Consider the following 26,376-nt stretch of genomic DNA (forward strand, 5'->3'; position numbering starts at 1 on the left):
ATTTATCAGACACCATTTATTAAGACCTGCTTTTCAGGAAGACCCCATTCTTCAATCACGTATTGCGTCTCAAGAATATTGTGAGCACTTTCCGTTGCTTTGTCGGTTACGATGCCGAACAACTCAGATAATGGAACATGATTGTCTGCCCAAGTTGCTGTGGTATTCATTGGAAAAGCAAATCCCTTTGTATAACCTTCGTTTTGAATTTTGAGTAATTCAATGAAGAGTGGCGGGAGTTTTACTTGAAACATTTTCTCAGCAACTAAAACCATATTTTCAGTCAAGGATGAATTGTTATAGTAATTGTCTCCCCAAAATTCATTCTTATCAATTGCCATAGTTTTCTTGTTTATAACGTCTGTCTAATGGCTTGTAAATAAGTGCAGTGGTGGGTTTTAAAGCACAAGACTGTCAATACACTGCAAAATTTGATGTAAGGTAGAATGTTCAATTAAGTACTTTATCCGCCATTGAGTCAAATGCTTGTTATATGCTGGCGTTTGAGTTTTTAGATATGTATTCAAATCTGATTTAATTCAAAAGCATATTCGTAGCTGATTACTTTTTTTTCTTTTTCGTTACTCTTCCAGGCTTCTTCTAAATGACTTAATTTGATAATGTCGCTAGTACTTGTTTCTTTAAATACACTTGATACTTTTTCTAAAGTTTTCAATTCAATTTCTGTAAATAAATCCACATTAAACTCTCGATTTTTTTTTGCTTTGAATTGTTCACCTATGTGGCCATCAGGAAATTCTATGGTGAGAATTTCTATTTCATTTTTGTTAGACAAATACTCAAATATGCTTTGAAAATTATTAGGCACAGGCCCCATATTAATAGCTTTGTAACGTACTCCGCTAATAGAAAAACAACTTTGTTTGAACATTAAAAAATCGGCATAAAATAAGAGTTTGTTCATTTTGGTTTTGAATGGTGATAGCTTTTTGGAAAAATAAACTACCATTTCAGTGAATTTTTCAAAGTTTGGATTTCTGTATCCCGAATAAATATCTGCTAAATGGTTGCCCAATAAATATTCTTTGAAATTCAAATTGAAAATGTTTCGTTTCTTTTCGTCAGCTAACAATTGTGCTTTATGTATTAATTTGGTTTTGGTATTTTGATCGAATGTGCCGCACAATTCTACCATATCCATAAATTTTTTAGGATCGTCGACCATCTGTATCAATTTGGCGTTTGCTACACTAGGCATTTCTCCTGCTTCATATTGACGGTAGCTGTTCGTCCCAAATCCTAAAATCTCCGACATTTTTGCTGCTGATAAACCATACTTTTCCCGAATTCGAATAATTTCATCAGGGAAGGGGATATTGAATTTGTCTCGGTATTGGTTATATACCTGATTCATATTCACTTCATCTAATGATGTCGTGGTAAATTGTTCTCCGCTATCCTCGCATTTGTAATAATGAAAAACAATTTCAAATGATTCTTTTCTGAAATCCATTGACCTACGTTCTTTGGTCAACTTCATTTCTTTACCTGTGATTGGACTTTTCATATTCAATTATTTTAAAGGATAGTTCATTTTATGCTGTGCCAAATGAAAGGAAATACAGATAACACTACTGCCCATTGCTCCCATTGTAATTTTGATGTACACTTCTTTTTTCTTTACGATTTTACCGAACACCCACATATCAGCACCTCCGTATAGTTTTTCTGCTAGCGGGCCTTCGCTGTAATTTTTGGTTTCGAGTGCTTCCAGAATGGCTTTTCTGTCTATGGGGCGAAGTTCTAAATCTACAAGTGCTTGGGCATTTTTGCCTCTGTCGTCCCGAAAGAGTACATCCCAAATCTTCATTTTTTCTTTGAATTCTTTTAAAAAGGAGGTTACTTCTGCTTCAGTGCTCATATATTGATGTAGTGCGGCAAAGATATAGCTACTTTTTGAAGAAAACAACTTTAAAGTTGTATAATTGGTTGTTTTTATTAAAAAATGCACTATATAGTATTTTGTGGTCAATTTTAATAAGACTTCATTATTTGTTTGGAGCAAATATTATTATTTTGAAGTTTTAGCTCTTTTAGGCTTTCGGACAATGAGCAGACAAACCCCACTTCCTTCCACAAAAATAGCACGGCGTCTATCCCTAAAATATCAGGAATAGACGCCGTGCTATTTTAAGTCACAAACCTACCGCACCACAGGTACCCAAATCGTCATTTCGGATTGACCTCGGTTGGCCCAGGCGTAGTAGGGAATGAGCTTGAGTGGGACTGTTTTTTTTTGTTGGGAGAGGGGGCGGTAGAGCTGTTTCTCCCAATTTTTATCATTGACCATTACGCCGTTGGTTTCCAACACCGTAATGGGTGAGTTTTCTAGCTGCGTGGCTACGGGCTTAAACGTCGCTGAACTCGGAATGGCTACGTCGAAAACCCGCGTAGAAGCGGGCATGTCGGGCGATTCTAAACAATAAACAATGGGGCCGCGCTTCACGGCTACTTGGTTGCGGTTTTCTTCGACCAACGGATTTGATTCCAACAACTCGGTCGGCATCGCCATGTTCCATTGAATGACATCGCCTTTTTTCCACGTCCGTTGGATAGTTACGTAGCCGCGCTCGCTGGTGTAAGAAATGACTTTGCCGTTGATAAGTAATTTTGCTTCGGTACACCAGCTAGGCAGACGTAATTTTAACCCAAAGCTTTGCGCAGGAAACTGCTCTACGGTGAGGGTCACATTGCCGTTCCACGGGTAATTACTTTCTTGTTTGAGCGCGACGGCTTGGCCATTTTTAAGGGTAGTTTGTAGTTGGCTACTGCCGTACAAATTACACCAAACGGCGTTGTCGCTGAGGCTGTAAGCGTAGTCACTTACTTCGGTGATGGTACGCACGGTGTTGGGCGGGCAACAGTTGGAAATACGGATGTAGGGAATACGACCACCCATCCAGCGGAGTTGGTACGGAAAATCGTTGGAAGCGGCTAAAGGGTTGGTATAGAAAAACTTATCCCCTGAAAGGCTAATGCCCGAAAGTACACTATTGTACAACGCCAATTCCACCACATCGGTGTAGCGGGCGTCGCCTGTGAGGGCAAACATTCGCCAGTTAAACAGCACATTCCCAATGTTTGCGCAGGTTTCGTTGTGGGCGCTGACGTTAGGCAGTTGAAAATCACGACCAAAAGCTTGGTGCGTTTTTTGGACGTCGTTGGGTTTGTACGAAGTGCCATAGGGAGAAACGCCGTCGAACAGCGCCCCGCAAGCTCCTGTAACGTACATCTTGCGTTGGGTGAGGTTGTCCCAAATCAAATTCAACGACCGCATCAACGAATCTTCGCCCGTTTCGGCATACACATCGGCTACACCCGCGTAGAGGTACGTACCGCGTACGGCGTGACCCATGGCCACCGTTTGCTGACGAAACGGAATGCGGTCTTGGTTGTCGTCGGTGCCTTCGGTGGTGCCTTTGATGTTGATCAGGTATTTGACCAGATCCAAGTATTTCTTTTCGTTGGTGGTGCGGTATAGTTCCGTCAAACCCATGTAGTGCGCAGGACAAAGGGCGTTGCGGGCCTGTTCGGGCGTGGCTACTTTGTAAAAACCAATCAAGAAATCGGCCGATTTTTTTGCAATATCGAGCAAGTTGGTTTTACCCGTCGCGCGGTGGTGTACGCAGGCCGCCGTCATCAAATGGCCAAAATTATAGGCTTCAAAGCTGAGTTTGTCGTCAAACAGCTTCGTACTCCCCGTTTTCTTTTGCTCAATAATGGCTTTGGTATATACATAACCATCTTCGCGTTGGGCTTTGGCCATCACCGCAATGGCTTTTTCCATGAGGGCGTCCAGTTCGGGGTCTTTGGTAGAAGCGTACAGACTCGCCACAGCCTCGAATGTCTTGTAAAAATCGCCGTCGTGAAACGAAGGGCCTTTAAAATTGCCCGTTTCCAACCCCGCTGCTATTTCAAAATTCCGAAAAGAATGGCTGATATTGGGGTCGGTGTAGGTTTTCCAAAGCTGTGGCACCATGGTTTCTTTGGCTACCCGAAAACGGTCGCCCCAAAAACCACCTGTCCAACGTACGTCGGTGATGTTGGGTGAGTAAACTTTGGCGTAGGGGCTATGGGTGGTGTTGGTGATGCCTTTATTTTGGGCCATTGCAAAGGCCGTAGCGGCAATGGTGCAAAGGGTGGTGAAGGGAAGCTTCATTTTTAATTACGAATTACGAATGAGGAATTAAGCAATAATGTAAAAATAGACTTTTCAAGTTTATAACTCTTCTGATTATCAATAGCATAAACCTAAAATTTGGAAAGTCTCGTTTAACGGATAACAAATCATTTCTTCTTAGGCGGCGGGGGGGCGACAAAGGCCAGCTTGCTTTTTCCTACGTCTTTGGAAGTAGCGACGGCGATGCCGCGTTGGTCGTGTTTATTGACCGCGCAATAAAAGTGATATACAATTCCTTTGTGTTTGATGACGTACGATTTGTGGGCGTACATACTATCGTAGGGTTCGGAAGGAGCAATCAAGTCAACGCCTTCCCATTTGGTCCAGTTGACGAGGTCGTACGAACAGGCAAAGCGGTTGTAGGCATCTTTTCGGTCGTTCCAAAAAGCACCGAAATAAAACATTACCCACAAATCACCCATTTTTTGCAACACAGCATCCCCCGAAATCCCCGATTGATGATCGATGACGGGGTCTTGGCCAAAGCGTTTCCAAGTTTTCATGTCATTAGAAACGGCCATACCAATACGCTCAATCAAGCGGTATTTGGGGTTATTATTGCTAGTATCGCCGTTGGCATTGTAGTACAGCACAAACGGATAGCCCGTGGTTTTCTTTTTATCCCAAATCACCGTGCTTTTATAGAGCTTTTTGTTTTCCCACCACCGCACATCTGGGTCGTCGGGAGTGAGGGTAGGTTTGGGAAGGCGTTGCCACTCCGCGACTTTATGGGGCGGATTTGTAGTAAAAGCCATTCCTAACGACAATTTGCCTTCTTCGTAGCCACGGGTATTACTGCCCAAATACGGCATCCAATAGCGACTGTCGTATTTTTGAAGCTTGTAGTTGCCGTCCCATTTTGTATTTTGAAGGGCTACATAGCCCGCCCGTTGGTTGCTGTCCCAATGCGTAGTATCAGTATCGGCAAACGACATCAAACGCCCCAAGGTTGTCCAATTGAGCAAGTCGCTACTTTTGGCAAGCCACGTTTCGTAGCCACGCCCGTCGTAAATGAGGTAGGTCATGTACCAACCTTTGCCTTTACGAAAAACCGTTGGACAATCGAGCTTTTTCTCATTGGTAGTTGGGGTGATGATGAGGCCATACTTGTGCGGCGTCTTGATTTCTTCATACACCTGCTGCATTCGTTCGGGGGATACCGTTTGTGCGGCGGCGTTTTGGAGGAAGAAGAAACAAAGGAGAATATAGAAAATGTGGATAACCTCACCCCCTAAATCCCCCTCCGCTCGGGCGGCCCCATCTCCTTTCAGGGGAGGGGGGCTTTTGAAGCCCTTCGTCTGAGGGACGGTGCCGCCCAAGCGGAGGGGTTGGGGTGAGGTTAGTAGTTCAAGCGTGCTCATCATTTTTTTGTCGTTTACGCCAATAATTTGCCAAAATAGACCCCGAAATGTTCATCCAAGGGCTAAACACCGTGGCAGGAAGTCCTACCGTGCCTAGTTTTCCCATGCTTCCTGCTAAACCCGAGGCCATGCCACCGTTTTGGAGTCCTACTTCAAAAGCAACAGTACGGCTGGAATTAACGTCTAAGCCAAACAAACGACTCAACCAATACCCAAAGAAATAACCAGCGGCATTGTGAATGACCGAACAGATAAATAATAAAAAGCCTACCTTCATCAAGTTTTCGCGGCCAGCGGCGGTGGTCACCGTCGTGAAGTAAATGATGCCAAACATCGAAAAATAAGGCATTAGACTGTCCAGTTTTGGAAACCGAAGGGTAAGCAAATGATATAACACTCCCACGACAAACGCCCCCGCAAAAAAGCCCAAAATCTCAAGAGATTGGAGTAGGGGCGTGGAGGTAATCGTTTCTTTGAAAAAAGCCCATGTTCCAAGTGGCAAAGTAAGAAGCCACAACAGGCAACTACCAAAAATAAACCAGACTTTTTGCCAAATGGCGGGTGTCGCGTTTTTGAGGTAATCGTGTAAAAGAGCCGCGCCGATGGGTACAATGATGATTTTGATAATTTCCATCATCATGTCCACAAAATGCACCTCAATGAGCGTTCCTGCCAACAGTTTCATCAATAAGGGCGTCAAAAAAGGCGCAACCAAGGTCGCCATGGCGGTTACGATAACGGATAAAACCAAATTGGCTTTGGCCAGATACACCATGACGTTGGAAGCCAAACCGCTTGAACATGAGCCAATCAGGATGATGCCAGCGGCGATTTCAGGCTCAAAGTCAAAGATTTTGGTAAGTAATAGACCCATCAAAGGCATCACCGAAAAATGACACAAAAGCCCAATAATCACGCCCTTGCCCGTGGTGGCCAAACCCGAAAAGTCGCGGATGCTCATGTGGATTCCCATGCCAAACATGACCGTTTGGATAATTACTAAAATCAGCCATTTGTTACGTAAATCAAAATCTCCCCACTTAGTGAAGGCCGAAGGGTAAATCATGCCCGCTACCACGGCCGCAATAATCCAAGTAGTATATTGATACCCTTTTAGCGACGGGATTGCACCAATGCCAATGGCCAAGGAAACCGCCAACGCCACAGCCGCAGGTTGCCAAAGGGCATCGGTGGAAGTGAATAGCCCAGCACCGAGTAGCACCACTGCCAAGCCACTGAGGTACAAGGCTATTTTTGAAAATTGTTTCATAATACGGTTGCCAAATACGCCATCGCAATCGGTGGACTTGTCAAAATGAGGACTATTTTCTCTGATTCTGAAAGGGTATCGACGACCCGTGCCATCGAGGCTTGGGCTAGCACAATCACATCGACTTGGGTACTCAGCTCTTTCAGGGCTTTGGCCACCATTTGGTCGTGAAGGGCGGGATTACCGCCCATCAATGCCTCAAACGCGCCTTCGCACAAGACGGCCTTTAATTGAATATCTTTCCCTACAACCGCCGCACGACGTTGCACTAAATCGGACGTGGGGGCGAGGGTAGTTGGTAACGTCGCGATGACTCCAATGCGCGAACCCGTTGCTACGGCTTGGTCGGCCATGGGTTGATCCACGCGGAGTACAGGCACTTGGGTGAGGTCGGCAGCTGCTTCCACGGCAGCACCAATGGACGAGCAGGTAAACATAATGTAATCAGCTCCCGCACTTTCGGCCGAGCCTGCGTAGTTGACTACCCGCCGCGCGGTATCAGCCCGCAGTTCGCCGCGACTAATCACTTGTTTAATGAGGCTATCGTCAACGATATTAAAGACGTTGATATGCGGAATGTATTGTTTACAAAGTTCTTGAAAAACAGGTACTAAGGTTGCGGAGGTGTGAACCAATCCTAATGTTTTTGTCATCTTATATGTTAGTTAGCTTTGTATTCGTGATTTTGTTGCGTTCGCTGTTCTGTTGTGCTGTGCCCGTGGTTACTACTCCTAACCGCGGCTAGGTTTCTCAAAACCTAGTGTTTGATGTCGTCGGGGTTTTGAGAAACCCCAAGCACGGTTTCGTAATAATTCTCAGCACCTACTTGGCCTCCTTTGAAAACAACTTGTTTCCCATCCAGCGCCGATGAAGGAGCATGGGCTAAACAAATGGGCGCACCTGGCGTTAGTGGAGCGAGCATTTCAACGGCCTCAATCCCCATCGCACGGGCGGCATAGCTGGAGGTATCGCCACCTGCCACGACTACGCGTTGCACGTTGGTTTGAGCTACCACTTCTTGCGCTACTGTTCCTAAAGCATTCCCGAAAAGCTGCCCCGTCCGCGAACGAATTTCTGCGGGCGTTAGCCCTTTTTGCTCAAAAATGGCATTCGTTTGGGCGATGCGTGGGTCTTGGTTGTCTTTGCTGGTATGGACAATAACCGATTGGCCTCGACGAATTGTTTGGACAGCTTCTTGGATGATAATTTCTAAAACTTCTAACGTATTTTCTGCTTCAACCACGGCGGCGGTGTCAATGCCCAAAGAGGCAAAACCGTGTTTTTCAGCCCACGCAATTTGCCGTGCCGATATGGGAGAGCAACTGCCCGAAATAACCAAAATAGGTGTATCAATGTCAACCGACTTCCAAGCGGTACGGGCTTGAAGCTGCCCCGTTTGTTGCCAATACGCTCCTAACGCACTTCCAATGCCCGACGAACCTACCGAAAAAAGCGGCACGTGTGAAGGGGCATTTTCCTCCAAAAGCTTACCGATGCGGGGTAAGTGATGGTCGTATAAGGCATCAAAAAGGATATTGTCAAAACCTTTTTGTAATACTTCTTGAAAGGGAACAGAAGGCTCAGGTTGTTCAATCTGTAAAATATCAAAAAGCCCCGTCGTGCGTTCCGTTTGTTGGGCTAAATGCAAGCGCAAGTCGCTTTCGTGGGCAGGAGTGATGGGGTGAACGCTCATCGAAGGGTGGCGGTCGAGGCGGTGAATAACTCCTTGGCTACCAATGCCCATGCGCGCGAACAGGTTTCCGAAGGCACAATAACGCCCCAGTGAAGGTGCCGCGACCAAAATGGGAACCCACGGCGATTGGAATACTTCTGCGCCGATTTCAATGGCTTTGCCAATGTTCCCAATGCTAGGAGAGGAGTCGAACGTGGAGCAAACTTTGTAATGAACGTGGCGCGGAGAAAGCGATTTAAGGGCTTTAAAAGTGGGCAAAAGCTCCCGTTCCATGTCGGCGGGCGAAAGTGAGCGCGAAAGCCCCGCAATGCCAATGGCTTGTAAACCTTCGTACTGGCGAACTTGCTCAACGGTAGGAGGTTCGATAAACAACACCGTACGTGCTCCTGAGGTACTCATGGATTCGAGCGCGTCGGTTGAACCCGTAAAGTCGTCACCGTAAAAAGCCAATAAGAGTGGGTTTGGTTGTGGCATTGTAAAGGTAAAGGCAATGTTATTTAATATAGCTATGTTTTCTATGTGAAAAAACTATCTGAGCTATGTGTTCACCTGAAAAGTTTCGTACACCCTTCTAATTTCATGTCGCCTTTAGGCAGGGATAAACTTCATTGATTTCCCAAACTTTTCTACTGATTTTCCAAATTCGGGGTAAAACTGAGCAGCTTCTTCTACGCTCCAGCCGTTTACAGCCGCTTCCCACGCTTGTTTTAGGGCAATTACACCCGCTTGGGGGCCGCTAGGGTGTGCCATAATGCCGCCGCCTGCCATGTAGAGCAAGTCCACCGTTTGCGTACGGCGGTAGGTTTCGGGTGCTTGCCCACCCCACTGCCCCGACGAAACGACAGGCAGTACCTCAAAACCTCCTAACAAGGGTTGGCGGCAGGCTTCTATGGAACGGACTACGGAATCATCACTTTCCCAAAATTTATTTTGAATGCCATTGACGTGGATTTGGTCAACCCCCACCAAGCGCCAAAGCTTTTGGTAAGCTACAAAGTCGATTCCTAACAGCGGGTGGCGGGTTAACATGCCCCAGCCGTTGCGGTGGGCGTGAACAGGAAGTGCGCCTTGGTCACAGATTTTTTTGACGGCCGATAGTCCAACGGTATTGATACTTACCATGGCGCAGGTAGCACCTGCTTTGAGCAAGTATTCGTACCGACGAAGCATCGAATCTATTTCATCGCTGAGGTTGAAGGCATACATTACTTTTTTGCCCGTAGCGTCCGCGTGGCGATTAATGACGTCCATGACCGCGTCCACGCGTGCTTCAAAGGTAGAATTAGCCGACGAAGACATGAGTTCGTCGTCTTTGACAAAATCAATGCCTGCTTCGGCAAGCGTTTTTACCAAAGTTGCGGTTTGCTCGGCGGCCAACCCTATGCTTGGTTTGATGATGGTGCCAATGAGCGGACGATCATACACTTGGGTCAACGTACGACAGCCTTCGATTCCAAAACGAGGTCCAACAAAATGGTTGCGAAAAGAGTCAGGCACGTCTAAGTCCATGAGTTTTAGCCCTGTGAACTGAGACAGTTCGTACAAATTGCCCTGCAAGGTGGAAATCATCACGGGCAAATTATACCCAAAGTTTTCGACCGACCAAGATACTGTGAGTTTGGCGCGGTGGTATTCGTCGTAGCCTTCAGCACCAGGCAAAGCGGGTTGCGAAACCGTTTCCAACAGTTCGATTGATTCTACCTTGGCAGCAAAACGCTCTTTTAATTCATCCGTTTCTCCAGGGATAGCCACAAAAGTGCCGCTGGATTGTTCACCAGCCAACACTTTGGCAGCCTTTTCAACGTCAAAAGGCGTTTCAATAAAATAAGTAGCAGATATGCGTTCCATTTAAAACGGAGGCTAGTTAAGGTGGTTAAATGGGGGAGAGACGCTGGTTAAAACGCTCTGAATTTCAAAGATTTTAGCCAGCGTCTCCTACTTGCAACTCTATGATTTAATACCCTGCATTTTGGGTAATTTTACCGTTTTGATCTCTGACTACGTTAGGGATTGGAATCAGCAATTTAGCTTGAGAGACACTTTTGCCCTTGGCCGCCAACACGGTGAGTGCGCGATTGGTACGTTTGAGGTCAAACCAGCGTTGAAATTCAAAGGCAAGCTCTACGCGGCGCTCGTGCTCGGTAGCGGCTTCGATGGTACTGTATTTTGAAGGATAGGCGGCTGTACCAAACTCTGGCACTCCCGCTCTTTTTCTCACTTGGTTGAGGTATTGCGCATCTCCCGTAGCTTCGGTCAACAACAACAGCACGTCGGCATAGCGCAATACCATAAAGTTGTTGTTGGCCGCAATGCGTTGTCCGATGATAGGAGCCGTTTTGTCTTGCCATTTTTTAGGAAATTTTACCTTTGTAAATGTTCCTTTGGCATCCGTAAAACCCGTATCAATTGAAGCAACACGTCGTGCGTCGCCTGTTTCGTATTCGTTCCAAGTATCATCAACCACTTGGTTCATGCCACTTCCGTAAAAACCAAGGGCGTTGGAGTTGGGGAAAAAGCCGAGGTAATAGTCGCTGAAAGGAGCCGTTGACGACCCTCCCAAGTATTGAATTTCAAAAATAGATTCTTTGGTATTTTTTGTTTTGGCATCCCAAAGTGTCGCATAGCTGGGAAGCAATTGGTACTGACCGCTATTAACTACCTCTTTTAAGGCAGTCGCAGCGTTGGTTTTATCTCCCATGGTCAAATACACTTTACCCAACAACGCTTGTGCCGCTCCTTTTGATACTTTTCCTGCTCCTGCTGCCGAGGCTAATGGAAGTTTACTTGCCGCAAACTGCAAGTCTTTGACAATTTGAGCATATACTTCCGTAACGGGGGAACGCAACACGCCGTAGCTTTCTTCGGCTGTGATGGGCTTAGTCACAAGCGGAATCTCACCCCAAATCTGCACCATTTGGAAGTAATAAAGGGAGCGTAAAAACATCATTTCACCCTTTACTTTGTCTTTGTAGGCTGCGTCCACGTCGGCCGTTTCGATTTTATCGAGTACAATGTTAATGTTGTACAAAGAGCGGTAAAAATCTTGCCAAAACTGATACACCATCGTATTGGCAGGCGCGAGGGTATAATCGCGAAACTGCCATTTATCGGCCATGTTTCCTGAAATGTTCAGAATTGTCACGTTGTCGCCCATCAATTCACCCGTATATGAAACAGGCCCTTCGGGGTTATAAATCGTGTAAAGGGTGGCGTAAGCGGCGTTGGAAGCCAAGTCAAAGTCAGCCTTTGTTTTGAAAAAATTCCCTGCGTTGGGATTGGAAACAGGCGCTAATTGAAGAAAAGAATCGCTGCAACTGCTCATCACCATTCCTGTGAGGCAGACTGCTAATATGTGTTTGAACTTGTTCATTGTGTTATGTTTTTTATTACCACATAGGTACATAGACGATTTTCACAGTAGAAAACATAGAAATTAATCACTATGTGGTAAATGAAATTAAAAATCAACCTTGACACCTACTGTAATCACGCGTGGAAGTGGGTATGAACCGTAGTCAACGCCTTGGAAAGCACCAGGAACGGGCGCATTTCCGCTGGTGTATGAGCCCGAAGTCTCCATGCTGCTACTGTACGAAGTCGTGCCGTAAGTGGTGTTTTCAGGGTCATAGCCGTCTTTGTATTTCGAAAGGATAAACACGTTTTCGGCGTTGACATATACCCGCGCTGATTTCATGTTCATCTTGCTCAATAGCTTGCTCGGAATGGCGTACGAAACGCGGATGTTTTTCATGCGCAAGAACGAAGCATCGCTTACCCAATACGACGAAAACTGCTTTTGCAACCCTTGGTAACTTACGTTGGGTTTGAAGTGAATGCCGTCCCCTGGGTCGCTTTCGGAGCGCCAGTAGTTGTACATGCTTGCGTAGAAGTTACGGCCGTTGTCCCACGTTCCTAAGTAACGGATGTTGTTGTTGGCGATTTCGCCGCCGTATGATCCTTGAAGCATAAACGATAAGTCAAAGCCCTTGTAAGTGAAGGTGTTGGTCATTCCCGCAATGAAGTCAGGTTGGTTGTTGCCAATGATGGTGCGGTCGGCGTCGGTGATTTTGCCATCGCCGTTTACGTCGCGTACTTTCGGGTCGCCTGGGGTAGTGCTGGCGTGGTGCGGATAGGCGTCCACTTCGGCTTGGTTTTTAAACACCCCGTCGAAAATATATCCGTAGAAGTTAGAAACGGGTTGGCCTACTTCCGTCCGAACCGTCACGACGTTGTCAACGTACTGGATAGGCGCGTTGCCTGAGCCGAGTTGAAGTACTTTGTTGCGGTTGCGAGAGAAGTTAAAATCCGTCGTCCACTTAAATTCGCCTACGGTGTTTTTGGTTGAAATGTTCAATTCAATCCCACGGTTACGCATTTTACCAATGTTGGTCAACTGGCTTGAAAAACCTGTGATGTCAGGCACGGGAACAAACAGGAGCATGTCGCGGGTAAGGGAGTTATAAAATTCTACCGAACCCGAAATACGGTTGTTCAATATGCCCACATCCAAACCGAGGTTAAACATGTTGGTTTTTTCCCATTTCAAATTGGGATTGGCGATGCTGCTGACGCGCAAGCCGTTGTTCATGGTGCTTCCATACACATAATTGGAAGCAGCCAACAAACTCACCGCTCCGTAGTTCGGGATTTGGTTGTTACCCGTTACACCGTAGCTGACGCGGAGTTTGAGGTTGTTGATATTTTTCAAACTGCTCATAAAAGCCTCGTCCGAAATCAACCAACCTGCCGATACCGATGGGAAATAGCCCCATTTATTGTTGTCACCAAAGCGCGACATTCCATCGCGGCGAATGGTTCCTGTCAAGAAATAACGATTGTTGAAATTGTACTGCAAACGTGCAATGTATGACAGCAACGACCATTCGCTGGCGGTGGTGTTTCCTGCCGTCACCGTCCCTGCGTTGAGGGTGTGTACCAAGTCGTTGGGGAAATTATTGGCCGCTACGTACATGGTTTCGTCGCGCTGTTTTTGCGATGTATAACCGATCAAACCCGTGAGTGAATGGTCGCCGATTTGTTTGTCGTACGTCAATGTGTTTTCACTCAACCAGTTGAACATATAGCTGTTGCCTGCGTTGGCTTGTGCAGCCAATACGGCTGAGTAGCCATATTTTTGTTTGTCGTTCCAGTAAAAGTGGTTACGCGTGTTGAAAAGGTTGCCACTGAGGCTGGTACGAAACTTGAGGTTTTTCAAAATGTTGTATTCCAAATAGGCTGTTCCTAAAGTATTGAACGATTTGGTGCCTTTGTCCACCTCACGGGTGAGCGAGTAAGGATGCCAAAGGTTCATGTCGCCAAAGGCCGTAAAACGGAACCAAGTAGAATTGGGATCGCGGTAGCCGAGGTTACCATTTTCGTTGTAAACAGGAAAATGCGGGTTGCTCTGCAAGCCTAAGCTAATGACATCGCTTTTACCTTTTGTGCCTTCCGTACGGTCAAAAATGCTCGTTACACCCAAGTTTAAGCCTATCGTCAATTTGTCAGTGACCATCGTTTTTACGTTAGAACGGAGAGCCAAACGCTTGTAGTAGTTCATGTCCAAAATAGCCGTTTGGTCTAAATACGCCCCCGAAAACATGTACTGCGTTTTTTCAGTCCCACCCGATACCGAGATTTGACCGTTGTACATCGGTGCCGTTCTAAACATCACATCTTGCCAGTTGGTACCAGCGCCAAATTGCTGTGGATTGGTCAAGAAATCTTCAGGAATTTTCAACAAGGTAGGGCGTAGCGCATTTCCGTCAGTGGCTTTGCCGCCTGCCGCAATCCAAGCGTTGTTTTTGGCATCAACGTAGGTACGGATAAATTGCTGCGCATCCATCATTTCGATTTGACGGGCTACTTTTTGCGAGCCATATTCGAGGTTTACACTAACACTTGGCTTGCCTGCTTTGCCGAGTTTGGTGGTTACAATCACCACTCCGCTCGACCCGCGCGACCCGTAAATAGCCGCCGACGAAGCATCTTTTAGCACTTCTACCGACTCAATGTCTTGTGGGTTAATCATGTTGAGGTTGAAGTTTTCCAAAGGCACACCGTCAACCACCAACAGCGGGTTCGTCCCTGCCGTAATGGAGCTTACCCCGCGAATTTTAATGAACGGTGACGAACCTGGTGCGCCTTGTGCTTGCGAAATATTGACCCCAGCCACTTGCCCCGCCAAGGACTGCGCCACGTTGCTAAACGAACGGTCTTGGAATTGCTTGTTGTTGATGGACGCAACGGCGCCCGTCACGGCACGTTTGCTTTGAGTACCATAGCCCACCACAACAACTTCGTTCAAGATTTTGCTGGAAGGTAGTAGTGAGATGTTGATAATTGAACGTTTGTTGATGGCGATTTCCTGCGTTTCATAACTCACTGAGCTAAACACCAACGTGGCATTTTCGGGAGCAGAAAGGTTGTAAGCGCCTTCGGCGTTTGATATGGTTCCTGTCGTGGTTGATTTTACCACAATCGAAACCCCAGGAACGGGTTTGCCTGTTTCGTCGGTAATTTTTCCCGTGACGGTTCTGTTTTGGCCAATGGCCTGACTAAAACAAAATAAAAGCAAAACAAAAGAAATGTACCTCGAATACTTTGGGTACAAACAGGGTAGATAAAGGTTCATGGTGGTAAGATTGAGGCTGGGAATGTAGAATTGTTACTATAAAATCAATGAAAAGTGAAACAAAAGTAAATTTGTGACAAAGTATCCCCGTCCTGAACCGTCCTGATAAAACAAAAGTAAACGAAAGTTTATAGTGTTTTTTGAATAAGTAAAGTACAAATTGTTGCAAAACGAAGATTAGGCAACAAAATGTAATTTTGTGGTTTTTTTGCCCTTTTTTGCAAATAAAAAGTCGATTTTAGAAAAATTAATATTTGAATAATTCAATAAAAATGTCTTTTGTTTTGTTATTAAAAATAAAAATATTTTTCTGTTTTCTTTCATTTGTTTTTGTTTTGTTTAGAAATTTGCAAAAAACAAAAGGTTTTTGTTCCCATTCTAAAATAGCAACTCCTACGAACACCGCTGATTAGGAGCGTTTATGTTGAGAAAAGGGGTAAGGCTGTGTTTTTTGTTTTCTTATTATTTCTTTTCTTTGAAGGAAATCAATCTGTTCAAATGCCTTAAAAAGTAAAACAATGCTTCCAAATCAAAGAAGAGAAAAAATATTAGAGTTGTTGTACGAAGACGGCTCTGCCAAAGTAGTGGACTTAGCCCATTTGTTCAAAGTAACCGAAGTAACCATTCGGCAAGATTTAGAAAAGCTTGAAAAAGAGGGGATTGTGGTGCGCGAACACGGAGGGGCGTACTTGAAAAGTGTGCGGGAACAAGTAAGCTCGTTTTCGTTGGCCCACCAAGAAAACATGGACAAGAAAGAAATCATTGCGGCGACCTGCCTCGACTATATCGACAACGGCGATACGATTATTTTGGATTCGGGAAGTACCACTACCGAAATCGCAAAAAAAATAAAAGGAAACCGCCGTCTGACAGTTATCACCAATGCCATGAATATTGGCTTGATGTTGGGGGCGGAACAAAACATCGAAGTCATTCTGACGGGAGGAGAGTTTAAACCACCGACGTTGTCGCTGACGGGACAGAAAGCGGCTGATTTTTTTAAAGGGATTCACGTCCAAAAGTTGTTTTTGGCCACGGCAGGAATTTCGCTTAAAGCAGGACTTACCTACCCGAGTATCAGTGATTTAGTGGTAAAAAAAGCAATGATTGACGCCGCTGAAACCACCTACTTGGTGGCCGATTCGAGCAAAGTAGGCAAAAGCGCTTTTGCGAGCCTTGGAGCATTGTCGCTGATTAATTATTTGATAACCGACAGTGGCATCGAAGACGGTCATTTGCAGCTTTTTAAGCAAAACGACATTGAAGTAATCATTGCGAAGTAACGGTCAGGGCTAAAGCCCTTGTTTGATCATCCCCATGCTAAAGCATGGAGTTAAAGGAGAAATAAGTTCTTCTAACTACGTCCTTCAGGGCGTGGGAAGAAGATAAGTAGATACATAAGAGGGGCTTTAGCCCTGACAAACCTCATTTGAACAGAATTTATACAACATGGCAAGTATCGGAATCATCATCGGAAACAGGGACTTTTTCCCTGATAGTTTGGTCGAAAAAGCAAGAACGGAAATCATTGATGTTTTTGCCCAGTTGAAACTTACCCCCATCCTTTTGGATAGCAATGCGACAAAATTGGGGGGAGTAGAGACGTTTAAAGAAGCCCAAAAATGCGCGGAACTTTTTAAGGCCCACCGCGAAGAAATCATGGGAATTTTGGTGCTTTTACCCAACTTCGGTGATGAAAAAGGCGTGGCTGATACCCTAAAATTGGCCAATCTCAACGTGCCAGTTTTGATTCAGGCGTACCCTGACGAATTGACGAAGATGAACGTCGTCAATCGCCGCGATTCGTGGTGCGGAAAGATTTCAGTTTGTAATAATTTGTATCAATACGGAATCAAATATACCCTTACGAGTCAGCACGTTAGCCTGCCATCTTCGCCAGCTTTTCAGAAAGATTTGACGGACTTTGTGGCGGTATGTCGCGTGGTGAAAGGACTAAGAAATGTTCGGATTGGCGCCATCGGAGCTCGACCTGGCGCTTTCAACACAGTACGTTATTCGGAAAAAATCTTACAACGCAACGGCATTACAGTAACTACTTTCGACTTGTCGGAGATTTTGGGGAGAGCCAATAAGCTAACGGCCGATAGCGAACAAGTAAAAAAACACCTTGAGTCAATCAATGCCTATGCGCCCAAGGGCAAAACGCCCAACGAAGCGATGCTTCAAATCGCCAAATTGGACGTGGTGCTAAAAGAAATCATGGAAGAAAATGCCCTCGACGCCACCGCCATTCAGTGCTGGACGAGCTTGCAGCAAAACTACGGCTGTAATGTGTGTACGAGCATGAGTATCATGAGCGAAAACATGCTCCCAAGTGCGTGTGAAGTGGACGTGACTGGCACGTTGAGTATGTACGCCATGCAGTTGGCGTCGGGCTCACCAAGTGCGTTGGTAGATTGGAACAACAACTACGCTGACGACGAAAATAAGTGTGTGCTTTTCCACTGTGGCAACTGGGCGAAATCGTTTTTGCCTGATATTCAAATTAGTAATGCGCCGATTTTGGGTACATCGGTAGGGGTTGAAAATACCTACGGAGCCTTGGATGGCCGTACACCTGCTATGCCGTTGACCTACGGTAGAATCAGCACCGATGACCCGAAAGGAATCATCAAAGCGTACATCGGAGAAGGCGACCTGACCAACGACCCATTAGCGACCTTTGGCAACCGAGCGGTAGCGCAAATTTCAGATTTACAGGGACTAATGAAATATGTTTGTCGCAATGGTTTTGAACACCACGTCGTAATGAATGCCTCAAAAACTGCGGACATACTAAAAGAAGCATTGGAGAATTATATGGGTTGGGAGGTGTATCAGCATATTTAGTGATGAGAGGTAAGTGATGAGAGATGAGTAGGTTATTTCTTCACAATTCCCTTACTAAACAATCTCAACTCTTATCGCTCCCTACTCCCCACTAATTACTTATCTCTAACAAAACGTATCGCTAATACAAATATGGAAAGCCCGTTGAGAGTGAAATCAACCGATTTTGCTATTAGAATTGTACGGTTGTATCAATATCTGACATCACAAAAAAATGAATATGTGTTAAGTAAGCAAATTCTTAGGTGTGGGACAAATCCAGGGGCAATGGTTAGAGAAGCTGTTAATGCGGAATCTGGAGTAGATTTTGTACACAAATTGGGAATTTCCCAAAAAGAAATCGGAGAGACCCAGTACTGGTTAGAAATTTTACATCGAACTGACTACATAACGCTGATTGAACATGATTCTCTTTATAAGGACGCCGAAGAGCTGATGAAGATGATTAGAAGCTCAATCTTGACAAAAAAGAAAAACCTTAAAGGTGATAAATAAAGAATGGAAGCTACAAAAGACGTAACACTTACTCTGCACAATTCCTTGCTGACCGATGACTCATCACTCATCACTCATCACTTATCACTTAAATCAACGGAATACCGTAGAAACATCCTCAAATACATTTACAAAGCCAAGGCGGGGCATACGGGAGGGTCGTTGTCGTGTATTGATATTTTGAATGTGCTGTACAACGAAGTCCTAAACGTTTCGCCCGAAACATTCACCTCGCCCGACCGAGACCGCTACATTCAGAGCAAAGGACACTGTGTGGAAGCGTTGTTTGTGGTATTGGCTGATAAAGGTTTTTTCCCTGAGTCCGACCTCGAAACGCTGTGTAAATACCAGTCGCACTACATTGGTCATCCCACACGAAAGGTAAATGGTGTAGAGCAGAATACGGGCGCGTTGGGACATGGCCTTCCGATGAGTGCAGGCGTGGCATTGGCAGCAAAAATGGATAACCGTAATTATCGGGTGTTTACGTTGATGGGTGACGGCGAATTGCCCGAAGGTTCCAACTGGGAAGCGGCGTTGACGGCAGCGCATTACAAGCTGGACAACCTCTGTGCCATCGTGGACTTGAACGGTTTGCAAATTACGGGGCCTACCAAGGATGTGTGCAATACCGAGCCTTTGGATAAAAAATTTGAAAGTTTTGGTTGGGCAACCCGCCACGTGGACGGCAATGACGTAGTTGCGTTGAAAGAAGCCTTTGATGCTTTGCCCTTTGAAAAGGACAAACCAAGCGTCATCATTGCCCATACGGTGAAAGGAAAAGGGGTGAGTTTTATGGAAAACGAACTCAAATGGCACCACGGCGTCCCTTCCGAAGAGCAGTATAAAATTGCGATGGAGGAATTAGAGACTGTCACTTCAATAAAATAATGGCTTGGTACAATCTGCGGAAATCTGTGCTCATAATCTGGGGTTATCTGTGCGTAACCAATCATTTCACACAGATAACCACAGAGGGAACAGCCCACAGATGAATACAGAAAATAGATAGTCACATAAACTAATCGTGTTTACACACTTCAAATACTTTGGAAGTCATAGTTGAAAATACCGTAAATAGGGCCAATCAGGACGTGTTTTCAGAAACACTGCAAGCATTGGCTGCGACCGACCGCAACATCGTGGTTGTCACCAGCGACTCGCGTGGGTCGGGGAAATTGGTGCCATTTGGTAAAAAATACCCCGCGCAAATCGTAGAGGTAGGCATTGCCGAACAAAACTTAGTAGGCATGGCGGCAGGATTGGCTTCGGCGGGGAAGAAAGTATTTGCGGTTTCTCCCGCTTGTTTTTTGACGGCGCGGGCGTTGGAGCAAATCAAAAACGATGTAGCGTATTCCAACAATCCCGTGAAACTCATTGGGATAAGTGCGGGGGTAAGTTACGGGGCATTGGGCTCTACCCACCACAGTTTGCACGATTTCGCCGTGTTACGAGCCATCAATAACATAACGATTGTTGTACCCGCTGACAACTACGAAACGGAGCAAGCAGTGCAACAAGTGGCCGCGTCGGACGCGCCCTATTACTTGCGATTTGGAAAGAAACCCATGCCCTTGTTGGACGAAACGGAGCAAACCCCTTTTGAAATTGGCAAAGGACGGGTGGTTCGACAAGGTAGCGACGTAGCGATTATCGCAAACGGCGAAACGGTTTACCCCGCTTTGCAAGCCGCGCGAAAACTTTCGGCTGAACATGGCATCGAAGCCACAGTAGTAAGTATGCACACCATCAAGCCTTTGGATGAAGCACTACTGGCTGAATTGGCAGCATCGTGCAACGCTATCTTGACGGTAGAAGAACACAGCGTAAACGGTGGTTTGGGCGAAGCCTGCGCCTCGTGGTTGCTAAAAAACCGTTTCGCAAAACCTTTTGATATTTTAGGAATCCCCGACGAATACACCGTTACGGGCTCACAAGTGGAGATTTTAAATCATTACGGAATCTCAGAAAACGGAATCGCGGGTCGTGCAAAAGCATTGATTGAAAGTGCTTAACGCTGTTCCCAAACTACAATTTGGGAACCCCAATGGAATCGCGTCTCCGACGCAAAAAAGTACCTAAACCTTAACAAATGAAACGCCTACTTACCTTGATGCTGCTGTTGGTCGCCAGCCAACTCTACGCCCAAACTCCCGAAAAGAGGCGCGTATTGGTGCTGACCGACATTGAAAACGAACCCGACGACACCGAGTCGATGGTGCGATTTTTAGTCTATTCAAATCAATGGGATATTGAAGGGATTGTGGCCACGACCTCCGTTCACCAGCGTGAGCGCGTTGCTCCCGAAAGCATTCGTAAAATTGTCAATGCCTACGACAAAGTGCGTAGCAACCTGCTTTTGCACGAAAAAGGGTTTCCCGAAACCAGCTATTTATTGAGTATTATCAAATCAGGACTTCCCAAATTTGGGATGGAAGCCATTGGCGAAGGAAAAGATTCGGAAGGCTCCGAATGGATTATTCGTCAGGCCGATAAAGCCGACCCACGCCCGCTGTGGATACCCGTTTGGGGTGGAGCCAATTGCCTTGCGCAAGCCCTTTGGAAAGTAAAAATGACCCGCACGCCCGACGAAGTGGCCAAGTTTGTATCGAAACTTCGGGTTTATACCATTTCCGACCAAGACGACACGGGGCCGTGGATTCGCAAAAACTTTCCACAGTTGTTTTACATTGCAAGTCCAGGTTTTCACGCCAACGGCGCGTACCATTATTCTACCTGGACGGGCATCAGCGGCGACAAGTTTCACGGACGTTTTTCGGGAGGAAATTTTAGCATTGTTGATAATCCTTGGCTGGAGCAACACATCCGCAAAAACCACGGGCCGCTGGGCGAAGAATACCCTGCGGTGAAATTTTTGATGGAAGGCGACACCCCTACATTTTTGTATTTAATGGAAAACGGCCTAAGCGACCCTGAGCATCCCAATTGGGGCAACTGGGGTGGGCGTTATGAATTGTACACCCCACGTACCCAAAAATGGTTTTACGAACCCGAAACCCGCCCGATGTGGGCCGATGCCGTGGACGAAGTGCTGGGTGCCGATAGCGTTTATCATACAGGAAACCAAGCAACGATTTGGCGCTGGCGCGAAGCGTATCAGTACGATTTTGCGGCCCGTATGGACTGGTGCGTAAAGCCTTATAAAGAAGCAAACCACCCGCCCGTTGCGAAGTTGGCACACGCCAATTTTCTTAAAGCAAAGAGCGGAGGAAAAGTACAATTGAGCGCTCAAGGAAGCACCGACCCCGATGGGAACAGCCTGCGTTACGATTGGATGTATTATGCCGAACCAGGTACGTACGGAAACAAAAACGGAATTCAACTCGCCGACCGCAAGAAAGCGGAGACATCGTTTGTCGCCCCTAAAGTAACTCAACCCGAAACTATCCATATTGTGTTGGCCGTCACCGATAATGGCACGCCTGCTTTGACACGTTATCAACGGGTAATTGTGACTGTTTTTCCTTAAACAATGAGTGTATGTTTCATCAGAAAAAAATAACGAGTGTCATCCAGCAAATAAGCCTCCGTGTTACTCCGTGCCAAACTCCGAGAAACTCTGTGTCCGAAAAAAATACAGCATGGCTTATGCTTCGATTAGGGGGCTTTTTTCTCTTTCTGCTACTTGTTGGTTGTGCAGAGAAAAAAGACTCAAACGCCCCAAAAAAGATGGCGATTATTATTTCGACCTTAAACAACCCTTGGTTTGTGTTTTTGGCCGATAACGCCGCTGCCAAAGCCAAAGAATTGGGCTACGAAACCAAAATTTTTGATTCACAAAACAACACAGCGTTAGAGTCCGACCACTTTGAAAATGCGTTGGTATCGGGGTACAGTGCTATTTTGTTCAACCCAACCGATGCTGAAGGTTCGGTAGTCAACGTGCGAAAAGCCAAAGCCGCTGGCGTTCCTGTGTTTTGCATGGACCGTGAAATCAACGCCACGGATGCCGCCACGTCTCAGATTTTGTCAGATAGCTATTCGGGTTGTGTAGAATTAGCCAAGCTTTTTGTACAACAAACCAACAAAAAAGGCACGTACGTCGAGCTCCTTGGACTGGTGGGCGACAACAATACTTGGGCACGTTCGCAAGGGTTTCATAGCGTGGTGGATAATTATCCAAGCCTCAAAATGGTAGCGCAACAAAGTGCTGATTTTGACCGAAATAAGGCCATGGACGTCATGGAGTCGATTTTACAGGCCAATCCAAATATCGACGCCGTTTTTTGTGGAAACGATGCCATGGCGATGGGGGCGTACCAAGCCTTGGCCGCTGCGGGAAAAGCCAGTAAAGTAAAAGTGTTTGGTTTTGATGGGGCCGACGATGTGGTTTCGGCGATTAAAGACGGAAAAATAGCTGCTACTGGTATGCAATTTCCGAAAGTAATGGCGCAAACCGCGGCCATTTATGCCGATGAATACTTGAAAGGAAAGCGGGAGTTTGCCCAAAAACTGCCCGTAGCCGTAGAATTAGTCACCAAAAAGAACATCGAAGACTATGCCGCCTTTGGAAAAAAAGAACAATAAAATGCTGCCGTGGCTCAAGTACGGAATTGGGGGCGCTGTGGTGCTGTTGTTGGCCTACAATTCAGTGTATTTTAGAAAATTGGACGAAGTAAAAGCAGAGGCTTCGGGGAAGTTTGATGCTGCAAGTTTTGCCAAGAATTTTTTAGAAAAACAGTTGAGCCCAAAACTGGAAACTGCGCCCGATATTGATGAATTGACGACTATGCTTTCGACGGATAAAAACAAGGCGTTTGATACTTATTCGCACGCGACGGCGATTGGGAACATCCGTTATTTTTTGGTCAAAGGACAGGGTAAAATTGTCAAAATTAATGAGAATGACCTGACGATTCAGACGCCCAAACAGCAGCTTACCTTAGCGATGGAATTTATTTATGGCAATGCCTTGCGGGATGCTTCTGGGGAATTTGATATTACAAAATTTACCAAAACTGCCGACATCAACAACGTTTCCTCGGAGTTGAATAAACTCATTCGAGCATCGGTAGTATTTCCGTTTCGTCCCAAAGCCAAAGAAGGTGATATGGTGCAGTTTGCGGGGGCAGTTGCCCTTAATAAAGAACACCTGAATCTGGCTGAAATTGAGGTGATTCCAGCGTCGTTAAAATAATTTACCGCAATAGGTTTTATATGTTAGTTGCCGAAAATATCACCAAAAAATTCTCAGGCGTCACGGCCCTCGACAACGTTTGCCTCGAACTCCATGAGGGGAAAGTCAACGCTATTTTGGGGGAAAATGGCGCAGGAAAGTCCACCTTGATGAAGATTTTGTCGGGCGTTTATCAAGAATACGAAGGGCAACTCCTGTGGAACGGACGTCCCGTCCGTTTTTTAGGCACCAAAGAAGCCCAAGACGCAGGAATTGCCATCATCCACCAAGAACTCAACCTGATACCATACCTGAGTATCACCGAAAATATCTTTTTGGGACAAGAATTAGAGACGATTTGGGGGGCGCTCAATAAGAAAAAAATGCGTCAAACGACCACTGAGTTGCTCAAAAAACTCAAATTGGACGTTGACCCTGATACCCAAGTGAATGAACTGAAAGTAGGGCAACAACAATTGGTTGAAATTGCGAAGGCGCTGTTGCTCAACCCTCAAGTGATTATCATGGACGAACCGACCTCGGCCATTACCGACCAAGAAGTAGAAACGTTGTTTGACATCATCAATGAGTTGAAGCAAGAAAATAAAACCATTGCCTACATTTCGCACAAACTCGACGAGTTGTTTCGGATTGCCGACCGCTACATTGTGTTGCGCGATGGCAAGTCGATTGAGTCGGGCGAAATGGCAGGAATCAATCAGGATCAACTGATTCAAAAAATGGTAGGACGGGAGATTTTTGTTCATCAAAAGCCTGCGTTGTCGGTTTCCCAAGACCAATTGTTGAGCGTTCAGCATTTTTCACTCAAACGCTCGGCCAAACGTCCTGAGTTGGTGCTTGATAATCTGTCGTTTACGCTTAAACGGGGCGAAATTCTGGGCATTTTTGGCTTGATGGGAGCGGGTAGAACGGAGCTTTTTGAAGCACTTTTTGGATTACACCCAGCCCTTACGTCGGGGAAAGTGAGCATTGAAAGGCAGGAAGTGAAAATTACGTCGCCTGTCGAAGCTGTAAAAGCAGGTTTGGCGTTGGTGCCCGAAGACCGAAAACGAGACGGCATCGTGCCCATCATGGAGGTAAAGCAAAACATTAGCTTGGCGTCGTTGGGGTATCATGTCGAAAAAAATGGCGTGCTAAACAACAACGCAGAGGCTCAACTGGCCGACAAATACATCCAGGAATTAGGGATAAAAACGTCGTCGTCGGGGCAATTGATTAAAAACCTCAGCGGCGGCAATCAGCAGAAAGCAATTTTGGGGAAATGGCTGGCCACACACCCTAAAATTTTACTCCTCGACGAACCCACGCGCGGTATTGACGTACACGCCAAAAGTGAGATTTATAGGTTGATACTTCAGTTGGCGGCGTCGGGACTGGGGATTTTGATGGTGTCTTCCGAACTCCCCGAAATTTTTGCGGTTTCGGACCGAGTTTTAGTGTTGTCAGAAGGAAAATTAACCCTCGAAACACCCATCGAAAACGCCACGGAAGACAAACTTTTAAAAGCAGCGATTTCAAAGAAATAAGGTGTACAAAGCAAACACATAGTTCACTTAGATTTTTACATAGAAAACAAAGCTTTTACTCTATTTTCTATGTGTTTATTCTACTGATTTCTATGTGTTTCAGAATGAATGTCACAAAAGAAAAAATATGCAAACAACCCTTGAATCTCAGAAAAAACGGTTAGCCAAGCTACAACCCCTGATTGCACTCTTCGTTTTGTGCCTCATCATTGGGTTGTTGTCCGATAAATTTTTCACAGTTTCTAATTTTTGGAACGTCCTCCGCCAAATCTCCGTCAACATTTGCTTATCGGTAGGGATGACTCTCGTTGTGCTAATGGCAGGAATTGACCTGTCGGTGGGGTCGGTTTTGGCCTTGTGCGGGGCGATTACCGCAGGTTTGTTCAAAATGGGCATTGAAGTACCTTCCCAAAACCTGTACGTTGGGTTCACGTTATTAGGGGCTTCTGTAGCGGGAGTTCTGACGGGCGCGTTGTTAGGGTTTTTCAACGGTTTTGTTATTACCCGCTTCAAAGTCCCTTCTTTTGTCGCCACGTTGGCCATGTTGACCGTCGCTCGCGGCCTTACCATGCTTTGGACCAAAGGCTTTCCTATCAGTGGTCTCGGCGAGCAGTTTGCGTACATGGGAACGGGCTGGTTTTTAGGCGTTCCTGTACCTGTATGGATCAGTGCCACCGTGGTAGGATTGGCGGTGTTTTTGTCAGACAAAACCAAGTTGGGGCGCTACATCTACGCCATCGGTGGCAACGAAAATGCGTCGCTTTTGTCGGGCATCAACATCAATAAAGTCAAGGTCATTGTCTATACCATCGCAGGCGCCTTGGCGGCGGTAGGTGGTCTCATGGTGACTTCGCGCCTCGATTCGGCCCAACCCAACGCAGGAACAGGCTACGAACTCGACTCCATCGCTGCCGTTGTGATTGGCGGTACCTCGCTTTCGGGCGGAAAGGGAAGCATTTGGGGAACCGTGTTGGGCGCCATCATCATCGGGGTTTTGAACAACGGCTTGGTCTTGTTGAACGTTTCCCCTTTTTGGCAACAAGTCGTCAAAGGTTTTGTGATTCTCTTGGCCGTTATTATTGACAAAGTAAATTCTAAAAATGGATAAGTGGAACCCTTCCAAGGTTCTAAACCTTGGAAGGGCTAGCCACACCACATACTTGGGTTCAAAGAACTGCTTTGTGAACTTTG

The 26,376-nt window shown here is 46.0% G+C and carries 21 protein-coding genes; 10 read left to right on the plus strand and 11 right to left on the minus strand.

Features of this window, described 5'->3' with window-relative positions; genetic code table 11:
* Positions 1-5 precede the first annotated feature (5 nt).
* The 11 genes from K339_RS32425 to K339_RS0102825 form a co-directional block, all read right to left on the minus strand.
* Positions 6-341: an SMI1/KNR4 family protein gene (locus K339_RS32425; protein WP_051397770.1), complete on the minus strand. Its 336-nt coding sequence runs from the start codon at positions 339-341 to the stop codon at positions 6-8.
* A 182-nt stretch (positions 342-523) separates the two neighbouring features.
* Positions 524-1,528: a type II TA system antitoxin MqsA family protein gene (locus K339_RS0102780; RefSeq protein ID WP_028522244.1), complete on the minus strand. Its 1,005-nt coding sequence runs from the start codon at positions 1,526-1,528 to the stop codon at positions 524-526.
* A gap of 6 nt (positions 1,529-1,534) precedes the next feature.
* Positions 1,535-2,026 carry a hypothetical protein gene (locus K339_RS0102785; protein WP_211243774.1) on the minus strand — a complete coding sequence of 164 codons (492 nt, stop codon included), beginning with the start codon at positions 2,024-2,026 and terminating at the stop codon, positions 1,535-1,537.
* A gap of 138 nt (positions 2,027-2,164) precedes the next feature.
* Entirely contained in the window at positions 2,165-4,180 is a 2,016-nt protein-coding gene (locus K339_RS0102790; RefSeq protein ID WP_028522246.1) for an aceric acid hydrolase, read from the minus strand.
* 128 nt (positions 4,181-4,308) lie between these two features.
* Positions 4,309-5,565: a glycoside hydrolase family protein gene (locus K339_RS0102795; protein ID WP_229598684.1), complete on the minus strand. Its 1,257-nt coding sequence runs from the start codon at positions 5,563-5,565 to the stop codon at positions 4,309-4,311.
* Positions 5,549-6,832: a bile acid:sodium symporter family protein gene (locus K339_RS0102800; RefSeq protein WP_028522248.1), complete on the minus strand. Its 1,284-nt coding sequence runs from the start codon at positions 6,830-6,832 to the stop codon at positions 5,549-5,551. Before K339_RS0102800 ends, K339_RS0102795 begins: the two co-directional genes overlap by 17 nt.
* A complete protein-coding gene (locus K339_RS0102805; protein WP_028522249.1) occupies positions 6,829-7,485 on the minus strand; it encodes an aspartate/glutamate racemase family protein in 657 nt (218 codons plus the stop codon). The genes K339_RS0102800 and K339_RS0102805 overlap by 4 nt, the downstream gene beginning before the upstream one ends.
* Before the next feature lie 104 nt (positions 7,486-7,589).
* Positions 7,590-8,999 (minus strand): four-carbon acid sugar kinase family protein, encoded by a 1,410-nt coding sequence (locus K339_RS0102810; RefSeq protein ID WP_028522250.1) that lies wholly within the window; start codon positions 8,997-8,999, stop codon positions 7,590-7,592.
* 114 nt (positions 9,000-9,113) lie between these two features.
* Positions 9,114-10,373 carry a ribulose-bisphosphate carboxylase large subunit family protein gene (locus K339_RS0102815; protein ID WP_028522251.1) on the minus strand — a complete coding sequence of 420 codons (1,260 nt, stop codon included), beginning with the start codon at positions 10,371-10,373 and terminating at the stop codon, positions 9,114-9,116.
* Positions 10,374-10,479: 106 nt separating this feature from the next.
* Positions 10,480-11,895, minus strand: coding sequence for a RagB/SusD family nutrient uptake outer membrane protein (locus K339_RS0102820; protein ID WP_028522252.1), 1,416 nt, complete (start codon positions 11,893-11,895; stop codon positions 10,480-10,482).
* Between the two features lie 87 nt (positions 11,896-11,982).
* Complete coding sequence (locus K339_RS0102825) at positions 11,983-15,156, minus strand: SusC/RagA family TonB-linked outer membrane protein (RefSeq protein ID WP_157607456.1); 3,174 nt, start codon at positions 15,154-15,156, stop codon at positions 11,983-11,985.
* A gap of 518 nt (positions 15,157-15,674) precedes the next feature.
* On the opposite strand from K339_RS0102825, the gene K339_RS0102835 reads away from it, so the two are divergent.
* From K339_RS0102835 to K339_RS0102880, 10 genes are all read left to right on the plus strand, one after another.
* The gene (locus K339_RS0102835) at positions 15,675-16,439 is read left to right on the plus strand and encodes a DeoR/GlpR family DNA-binding transcription regulator (RefSeq protein WP_028522254.1); all 765 of its coding nucleotides are present in this window, start codon (positions 15,675-15,677) and stop codon (positions 16,437-16,439) included.
* Between the two features lie 166 nt (positions 16,440-16,605).
* On the plus strand, positions 16,606-18,006 hold the full coding sequence (locus K339_RS0102840) for an L-fucose/L-arabinose isomerase family protein (RefSeq protein WP_028522255.1): 1,401 nt from the start codon (positions 16,606-16,608) through the stop codon (positions 18,004-18,006).
* A 150-nt stretch (positions 18,007-18,156) separates the two neighbouring features.
* Positions 18,157-18,501 carry a four helix bundle protein gene (locus K339_RS0102845; protein WP_229598685.1) on the plus strand — a complete coding sequence of 115 codons (345 nt, stop codon included), beginning with the start codon at positions 18,157-18,159 and terminating at the stop codon, positions 18,499-18,501.
* 3 nt (positions 18,502-18,504) lie between these two features.
* Positions 18,505-19,392, plus strand: coding sequence for a transketolase (locus K339_RS0102850; protein ID WP_084332089.1), 888 nt, complete (start codon positions 18,505-18,507; stop codon positions 19,390-19,392).
* A gap of 158 nt (positions 19,393-19,550) precedes the next feature.
* The gene (locus K339_RS0102855) at positions 19,551-20,516 is read left to right on the plus strand and encodes a transketolase family protein (RefSeq protein ID WP_028522258.1); all 966 of its coding nucleotides are present in this window, start codon (positions 19,551-19,553) and stop codon (positions 20,514-20,516) included.
* Between the two features lie 77 nt (positions 20,517-20,593).
* Positions 20,594-21,991 (plus strand): DUF1593 domain-containing protein, encoded by a 1,398-nt coding sequence (locus K339_RS0102860; protein ID WP_028522259.1) that lies wholly within the window; start codon positions 20,594-20,596, stop codon positions 21,989-21,991.
* Between the two features lie 200 nt (positions 21,992-22,191).
* Positions 22,192-23,049, plus strand: a complete 858-nt coding sequence (locus K339_RS0102865) for a D-ribose ABC transporter substrate-binding protein (protein ID WP_229598686.1) — start codon at positions 22,192-22,194, stop codon at positions 23,047-23,049.
* Between the two features lies 1 nt (position 23,050).
* Entirely contained in the window at positions 23,051-23,659 is a 609-nt protein-coding gene (locus tag K339_RS0102870) for a DUF2291 domain-containing protein (protein ID WP_028522261.1), read from the plus strand.
* 20 nt (positions 23,660-23,679) lie between these two features.
* Positions 23,680-25,185, plus strand: a complete 1,506-nt coding sequence (locus K339_RS0102875; protein ID WP_028522262.1) for a sugar ABC transporter ATP-binding protein — start codon at positions 23,680-23,682, stop codon at positions 25,183-25,185.
* Between the two features lie 127 nt (positions 25,186-25,312).
* On the plus strand, positions 25,313-26,293 hold the full coding sequence (locus K339_RS0102880) for an ABC transporter permease (RefSeq protein WP_028522263.1): 981 nt from the start codon (positions 25,313-25,315) through the stop codon (positions 26,291-26,293).
* The last annotated feature ends 83 nt before the right edge of the window (positions 26,294-26,376 follow it).

The sequence above is a fragment of the Runella limosa DSM 17973 genome (assembly GCF_000482465.1).
GTDB classification, from domain to species: Bacteria; Bacteroidota; Bacteroidia; order Cytophagales; family Spirosomataceae; genus Runella; species Runella limosa.